Origin of the sequence: Microbacterium sp. ZW T2_14, from assembly GCF_044987405.1 — a bacterium.
Lineage (GTDB): Bacteria > Actinomycetota > Actinomycetes > Actinomycetales > Microbacteriaceae > Microbacterium.
Map to the genome: position 1 here is coordinate 20,596 of NZ_JBJDRK010000056.1, position 6,886 is coordinate 27,481.

A 6,886-nucleotide genomic window follows, 5' to 3' on the forward strand; every position below is an offset into this window, starting at 1 on the left:
TCTCAGTCCTCGTCGGTGCGGCGGAACGCGCGCAGCTGGAACATGTTGATGACGATGAGCGCGAGCAGCACGATCACCGACAGCGCGGCGGCGATGCCGAGGTTGTTCTGGCCTTGGAAGGCGACGTTGTAGATCAGCTGGACGATGGTCATGGTGCTGTTGTCGGGCCCGCCCTTGGTGAGGATGTAGAACTGCTCGAACGCCAGCAGCGAGCCGGTGACGCACAGCACGATGGTGAGCGCGAACGTCGGCCGCAGCAGCGGAAGCGTGATGCCACGGAAGGTCTGCCACGCCGAGGCGCCGTCGATGCGCGCGGCCTCGTAGACGTCGTCGGGGATGGCCTGCAGGCCCACCAGCATGAGCAGCATGTAGAAGCCGGCATATCGCCACACGATGAGGAACACCGTCGACCACAGCGCGCCCTCGGGGGTGCCGAGGAACGTGAAGCCCCACGACTGCATGAGGTCGGCGAACGGGCCGGCGTACGGCGAGTAGAGCACGTAGAAGAGGAGGGATGCCGAGGCCAGGCCCAGCGCGCTGGGCACGAGGAACGACGTGCGCAGCAGCGACTTCCACCGGGTGGACTCCTGCACCAGCATCGCGAGCCCGAGGCCCAGGCCGATGAGGAGGATCGTCGTGATCACCGTGTACTTCAGGGTGAACCAGATCGCGTCCCAGAACAGGCGGTGGTCGACGGCGTCGATGTAGTTCTCGGGGAGGTTCCAGCCCTGGTTGCCCGACAGCAGCGGCCAGTCGGACGCCGACATCTGCAGCACGAGCAGCAGGGGCAGCAGGAACACGAACACCACGAACAGCGTGGTCGGCGATGCGTAGAGCCAGCCGCGCAGCGCCTCGCGCCGGGCGCGCGAAGAGCGGTGCGGCGGCGGGGAGGGGAGGGTCGGTGGACTGGTCGGGGGGCTCAGCGTCTCGGCGGACATGGCGTTCGTTCTCCGGGGATGGGGGCGGTGGCCCGGTCGCCCGGGCCACCGCCGCGGGTCACTGCGCGAGGATCTCGGTGATGGCGTCGTTGTCGGTATCGACCGTGTCGGTGCCTTCGAGCACGGCGTTGCGCACGAGCGTCAGCCAGGGGCTGCCGGGTGCGTTGAACGCCTGCTGGAAGTTCAGCGCCACGGGCGTGTCGCCCTGCGAGGCCACCTCGTTGATGGTCACGAGCCGCGGGTCCTTCGCGGCGTACTCGTTGTCGGCGAAGTCCGCGCGCGAGACGACGTCGTTGTCCTTCGCGAGGACGTCCACCTGGGCATCCTCCGACATCAGCCACGTGAGGAAGTTCCAGGCCTGGGCGGCCTTCTTGGAGTCCTTCGAGATGCCGATGCCGTCGCCGCCGACGAACGTCGACGCGCCGCCGTCGACGCCCGGGATGCCGGCGACACCCGCGTCGAACGGGGTCGACGACAGCAGCGTCGCCGGGTAGAACATCAGGCCCACGTTGCCTTCGGTGAAGCCCGCGGTCCAGGTCGGACCGGCTTCGTCCTGGGAGCTGGGCAGAACCGCGCCCGCCTCCCACAGATCGCGCCAGGTGTCGTAGACCTCCTTGGCGGCGTCGTTGGCGAGGAGCGACTCGTGACCGTCGTCGCTCAGCACCTCTTCGCCGGACGCCCAGATGCTCGGGAACCACGTGAAGACGAGGCATCCGCCGCAGTTCAAGCCGGTCGCCGTGCCGTACACGCCGTCCTTGCCGAGCGCCTGGATCTTCTTGGCCGCATCGGCGTACTCCGCCATGGTGGCGGGTGCCTTCTCGGGATCGAGTCCCGCCTCTTCGAACAGCTCCTTGTTCCAGAACAGCATCGACAGGTCGAGCACGAACGGCAGCACGTGCTCCTTGCCGTCGGCATCCGTCCCCGCCGAGAGGTGGCCCTGATTGATCTGGTCCTTGTAGTCGAGGCCGTCGATCTGGGCGCTGATGTCCTGGAACAGGCCCTGTTCGACCCAGTTCGGCACGTAGACGATGTCAGCGGCGAAGAGGTCGGGCAGCCCGCCCGAACCGGCAGCGGCGCCGACCTTCGCGACGTAGTCGTCGTTGGGCACGACCGTCAGCTCGACCTGGTTCTCGTGCGACGCGTTGTAGGCGTCGACCAGCAGGTTCGCCTGCTTCTCGAGGGGCGCGCGGGTCCAGAGGGTGAGGGTCGTCCCGTCGTCCGTCCCCTCGGCCGGGATGTCCTCGGCAGGTGTCGCCGCGCCACCGCCGGCGCAGCCGGCGAGGCCCACGAGGGCGCCTGAGAGGAGGAGCGCGGTCGCCGCGCGCCAGCCGGCGGCGCGACGTCGGGTGTTGGTCATTGCAGTCTCCTTGGCTCGTCTTCGAGCGTGCGCAGGCGGGATCGCCGCGCCGCTGCCGTGATGGATCTCGAAAACATCGAAATCGCTTTCGGCACGGTATCGTGAGAGTTCGCGAGCGGTCAAGACGTTACTTCGATAACGTTTCCGCAACGAGGAGGGGTGATGGCGGCCAATGAGTCCGGGGGACGCAGCGCGACGCTGAGCGATGTCGCACGGCGTTCGGGAGTGTCGATCGCGACAGCGTCGAAGGCGCTCAACGGCCGGGAGGACGTCGCGCCGGCGACCCGGCGGCGGGTGATGGATGCCGCCGAAGAGCTTTCGTTCACGCCCAACGCCATGGCGCGCGGCCTTCTCGCCGGGCGCACCGGCACCGTGGGACTGCTCACGAGCGACCTCGAGGGGCGCTTCATGATCCCGATCCTGATGGGTGCCGAGGATGCCTTCGGCGCCGGGCAGGTCAACGTGTTCCTCTGCGACGCGCGCGGCGATGCCATCCGCGAGCAGCACCACCTCAAGGCGCTGCTGAGCCGGCGAGTCGACGGCATCATCGTCGTCGGCCGGCAGACCGATCCCCGGCCCTCGCTCGGTCAAGAGATCCCGGTGCCGGTCGTGTACGCGTACGCGCCCTCCGACGATCCGCGCGACCTCTCACTCACGCCCGACAACTACGCCGGCGGCCGGCTCGCCGTCGAGCACCTCATCGCCTGCGGCCGCACCCGCATCGCCCACATCACCGGCGACCCCGCCTACGCCGCCGCACAGGACCGCATCGCGGGGGCTCGGGCGGCGCTCGACGCAGCCGGGCTCGAGCTCGTGGGCGACCCGATGTTCTCGGAATGGACCGAGCACTGGGGACGGGATGCCGCCGCCATGCTGCTCGAGCGGCACCCCGATGTCGACGCGATCTTCTGCGGGTCCGACCAGCTCGCCCGCGGTGCCCTCGACACCGCCCGCGATCTCGGTCGTCGCGTGCCGGAGGACCTCGCCGTCATCGGCTACGACAACTGGGAGGTGCTGTCGACGAACTCGCGGCCCGCGCTGACCAGCATCGACGCCAACCTCCAGCAGCTGGGTCGCCAGGCGGCGCAGCGGGTGTTCGACGCGATCGACGGGGTCGACATCGGCGAGGGCACCCACCACCTGCCGGTGCGCCTCATCATCCGCGGCTCGACGATCCCGCGGCGCTGACGCGACAGCCCCAGCCGCGGTGCAGCGGCGCCGACGCGGAATCTACTCGCGTCCGCGACGGCGCCACCACGGGCTCCGACGCCGGGACGCGGCATCCGCGTCCGCCTGCGCCTGCGCGGCGATGCGGGCGCTGCGGCGCTCCTGCCACGCCGTCACTTCGGCGTCGATGTCGCGAGTAGGGGTCACGACCGGCGGGCCGCCCTGCAGCTGCCGTCGGGCGTCGACGACGCGGCGGTTGAAGTCCTCGAGCGCCTCACGCACGTCGGCCTCGCGGGACAGCGCATCGAGCGTGCCCTCGAGCTCGGCGCTCTCGACCCGGAGCCGGAGGGCCGGCGGGCCGAGCCCGGTGAGCTGCTCGCTCTCGATCTTGCGCCGGATCCACCAGTCCGGGTCATGCGTCTCGCCGAGGCCGGGGATCGGCTTCCCTGCGCCCGGCAGGTCGTCGAACTCGCCGCGCCGGATCGCCTGCTGGATCGCGTTCTCGACGACGGCCGCACGCTCGGCGGCCGAGAAGCCCCGTGCCGGCGGGGCGGCGGCGTCCGCGGCATCCTCTTCGTCCGATGACAAGCCCTGCTCGCGCTGCCACTTCTCGAAGCGGTAGCGCTCGGCGGCTTCGCGCGGCCCCTCGGTCATGACGCCGGGATGTGATCCCGCCACGAATGCTGCGGGTCGTATCCGAGCACGCGCCGGGCCTTGTCGATCGAGAGCAGGGTGTCGTGCTCGCCGAACGCGCGGGTCTCGACGCCGGGGAAGACCTCGGCGACGAGTTCGGCGTTGGGCCGCGCCATCACGGTGTCGGCGGCGGCGATGATGTACGTCTCGAATCCGGGAGGGGCGACCTCCAGGGCCCGCTCCACCGCCTGGGCGCCGTCGCGGGCGTCGATGTAGCCCCACAGGTTCCACTTGCGCAGCGTCGCGTCGGCGTCGTACGACGGGAACGCCTCGTAGTCCTCGGGCACCATCACGTTCGAGAAACGCAGGCCGGTGATCGACAGCTCGGGGTGCCACCGCACCAGCTCGACCGCCATGCGCTCCTCGAGCGTCTTGACCAGCGAGTACACCGACTCGGGCCGGGGCGGGTACTCCTCGTCGACGGGGATGTACGGCGGCGGCACGTCGAACGGCAGACCCAGCACGGTCTCGCTCGACGCGTAGACGATCTTGCGGATCCCGAGGCGCACCGCCGCCCAGAACACGTTGAACGTCGCGTTCATGTTGTTGTGGAACGTCGCCACGTCGGAGCGGATGCCGGGGGCCGGGATCGCGCCGAGATGCACGACGGCGTCGAACCCGTCGTGGCGATCGTTGACGGCGGTCAGGGCGTCGACGACCTGTCCGTAGTCGGTCAGGTCGACCTGGACGAAGCCGGGGCCGCGTGCCCCGACGACATCGAGACCGATGACGTCATGGCCGGCCGCGCGCAGTTCGCGGGCGACGACGGTGCCGAGCTTTCCGGACGAACCGGTGAGGGCGATGCGCATGACTCCAGCCTGCCATTTCGGCGGGGTCCGGGGCCTGTTCGCGTGCGAAAAGTCGGGGCGGTGACGACGACACGCCGGTGAGGGATGCTGCGGCCCGGCGTGTCGCGTGACGCGCCCTGCTTTTCGCGGGGCGGCGCCGGTGTGGGGGAGTTCAGTGGGCGGTGGCTGCGTCAGGGGTCGCCGCGGTCGTGCCGCTGAGCCGGCGGAGCCGCTCGCGCGCGAAATCCTGCGCCCGCGGGCCCTCCTCGAGCGCTTTCGCCGACACCGCCAGCACGATCCGCGTGAGGGTCACGACGGGAAGCGGCGACCGGCGCAGTCCGAGCAGGCGCCGGTAGTCGCGCGGCAGGCTGGCGACGGCCGCCGCGAACAGCACCCGGTAGGCGAGGCGCATCATGCCGGTGAAGGGCGCGGAGCGGAGGAACCGCACCACGTCGTCCACGCGCTCGTCGCGGCGGAGCTCGCCGCGCGCGAGGAACCCGTCCATCCGTGCGCGCAGCTCGGCCTCCGTCAGCGGCGGGTCCTCCAGCCGCATGAGGCGCCCGGCCTGCGCCCACTCGCGCACGTAGGCGTCGGCACCGCCGGGGATCGGCCCGCCCCAGCGCTGATGCGCGCCGAGGAATGCCTCCGTGAAGGCCAGGTGCACCCACTCGACGAGGTCGGCATCGCCGGCCGAGTACTCCCGCGGGCCTGTCACGGACTCGTACGACCCCTCCACCCGCTGGTGGAGCCGCGCGACGCGCTGCGTCTCGCGCGCCGCCTGCGCGGTCGAGCCGTAGGTGACGCAGATGATCCACCGCACGGTGCCGGTGAGGCGCCCGATCGGGTCGTCGCGGTAGCGCGAGAAGTCGTGCACGCCCGCCATCGCACCCGGATGCAGCGCCTGGATCAGCAGGGCACGGATGCCGGCGACGAAGGTTCCCGTGCCGGCATGCACCGTCCACACGGCGCCGCCGTCGGCGAAGTACCCGGCATCCTCGCCCTCGGCCAGGGCTCGCACCCAGGGCGGCGTGCCGTCGGGGTCGCCGGCGAGGGCGGTCAGCAGCCGCGCGCGCAGCGTCGGCCGCCGGGTCTTCGGAGAGCGTGCACCCATGCGTCCAGCGTGCCACCGACACGGCGAGGTGGGGCGGGTTCGCCGTCGCGCGAGTCGGCGCGCTCCCGGTCGCACGAGTCGGTGCGTTCGCCGCGACTCGGGTCCGCACGTGAGCCGAGTCGCCGCGGATCGGCCGAGTCCGCCCCGCCGCGGGCCGACGGATAGGGTGTGCGCCATGGACGACACGCGGCCGCTGCCCGCCGACCCCACCCGCGTCGGCGTGCGCGATGTGGCGCGGGCCGCCGGTGTGTCGACGCAGACGGTGTCGCGCGTCATCAACGAGCATCCGAACATCCGGCCCGAGACCCGCGACCGCGTGCTGCAGGCGATCGCCGCGCTCGGCTACCGGGTGAACAACGCCGCCCGCACGCTGGGCACCCGCACGACCCGCACCCTGGGAGTGATCGCGTCCGACGCGACGCTGTACGGGCCGGCGGTCGGGATCGCCGCCCTGGAGGCGGCTGCCCGCGACGCCGGACGCTGGATCGCGACGGCGTACTCGGACGCCTCGGACGAGGCATCCGTCCACGATGCCGCCGATCGGCTGATCGGTCAGGGTGTGGACGGGCTCATCGTGCTGGCCCCGCACGCGGCCACGCTGACGGCGCTGACAGCGGCGCACCCCGGAGTCGCCATCGCCGCGCTGCACACCGGGCCGGGCGCGGAGCAGCAGGAGGCGGGCGCCGCTCTCGCGATCACGCATCTCGTCGAGCTCGGCCATCGCCGCATCGGCCGGGTCGCCGGGCCCGAGGAGTGGCTCGAGGCGCGCTCCCGCGAAGCGGGGATGCGGCGCGCCCTCGAGGGCGCCGGCCTCGAGGCCGGGCCGCTGTGG

The 6,886-nt window shown here is 71.4% G+C and carries 7 protein-coding genes; 2 read left to right on the forward strand and 5 right to left on the reverse strand.

Features of this window, described 5'->3' with window-relative positions; all coding sequences use genetic code 11:
• Positions 1–2 precede the first annotated feature (2 nt).
• Both ACI3KY_RS16585 and ACI3KY_RS16590 read right to left on the reverse strand, forming a co-directional pair.
• The gene (locus tag ACI3KY_RS16585) at positions 3–938 is read right to left on the reverse strand and encodes a carbohydrate ABC transporter permease (RefSeq protein ID WP_404931249.1); all 936 of its coding nucleotides are present in this window, start codon (positions 936–938) and stop codon (positions 3–5) included.
• 58 nt (positions 939–996) lie between these two features.
• A complete protein-coding gene (locus ACI3KY_RS16590) occupies positions 997–2,295 on the reverse strand; it encodes an ABC transporter substrate-binding protein (protein WP_404931250.1) in 1,299 nt (432 codons plus the stop codon).
• A 162-nt stretch (positions 2,296–2,457) separates the two neighbouring features.
• On the opposite strand from ACI3KY_RS16590, the gene ACI3KY_RS16595 reads away from it, so the two are divergent.
• The gene (locus ACI3KY_RS16595) at positions 2,458–3,483 is read left to right on the forward strand and encodes a LacI family DNA-binding transcriptional regulator (protein ID WP_404931251.1); all 1,026 of its coding nucleotides are present in this window, start codon (positions 2,458–2,460) and stop codon (positions 3,481–3,483) included.
• 42 nt (positions 3,484–3,525) lie between these two features.
• Here ACI3KY_RS16595 and ACI3KY_RS16600 read toward each other — a convergent pair whose 3' ends face one another.
• The 3 genes from ACI3KY_RS16600 to ACI3KY_RS16610 all read right to left on the reverse strand — a co-directional run bounded on the left by ACI3KY_RS16600 (position 3,526) and on the right by ACI3KY_RS16610 (position 6,054).
• Positions 3,526–4,116, reverse strand: coding sequence for a DUF1992 domain-containing protein (locus ACI3KY_RS16600; protein ID WP_404931252.1), 591 nt, complete (start codon positions 4,114–4,116; stop codon positions 3,526–3,528).
• Positions 4,113–4,964: an NAD-dependent epimerase/dehydratase family protein gene (locus ACI3KY_RS16605; protein WP_404931253.1), complete on the reverse strand. Its 852-nt coding sequence runs from the start codon at positions 4,962–4,964 to the stop codon at positions 4,113–4,115. The genes ACI3KY_RS16600 and ACI3KY_RS16605 overlap by 4 nt, the downstream gene beginning before the upstream one ends.
• Before the next feature lie 151 nt (positions 4,965–5,115).
• Complete coding sequence (locus ACI3KY_RS16610; RefSeq protein WP_404931254.1) at positions 5,116–6,054, reverse strand: oxygenase MpaB family protein; 939 nt, start codon at positions 6,052–6,054, stop codon at positions 5,116–5,118.
• 175 nt (positions 6,055–6,229) lie between these two features.
• Here ACI3KY_RS16610 and ACI3KY_RS16615 point away from each other — a divergent pair.
• The coding region (locus ACI3KY_RS16615) for a LacI family DNA-binding transcriptional regulator (RefSeq protein ID WP_404931255.1) at positions 6,230–6,886 on the forward strand (657 nt) is incomplete at its 3' end.

Excerpts from the sequence above, each read along its gene's own strand:
- ACI3KY_RS16585 (WP_404931249.1), bottom strand. The coding sequence starts at position 938 with ATGTCCGCCGAGACGCTGAGCCCCCCGACCAGTCCACCGACCCTCCCC.
- ACI3KY_RS16590 (WP_404931250.1), bottom strand. The coding sequence starts at position 2,295 with ATGACCAACACCCGACGTCGCGCCGCCGGCTGGCGCGCGGCGACCGCG.
- ACI3KY_RS16595 (WP_404931251.1), top strand. The coding sequence starts at position 2,458 with ATGGCGGCCAATGAGTCCGGGGGACGCAGCGCGACGCTGAGCGATGTC.
- ACI3KY_RS16600 (WP_404931252.1), bottom strand. The coding sequence starts at position 4,116 with ATGACCGAGGGGCCGCGCGAAGCCGCCGAGCGCTACCGCTTCGAGAAG.
- ACI3KY_RS16605 (WP_404931253.1), bottom strand. The coding sequence starts at position 4,964 with ATGCGCATCGCCCTCACCGGTTCGTCCGGAAAGCTCGGCACCGTCGTC.
- ACI3KY_RS16610 (WP_404931254.1), bottom strand. The coding sequence starts at position 6,054 with ATGGGTGCACGCTCTCCGAAGACCCGGCGGCCGACGCTGCGCGCGCGG.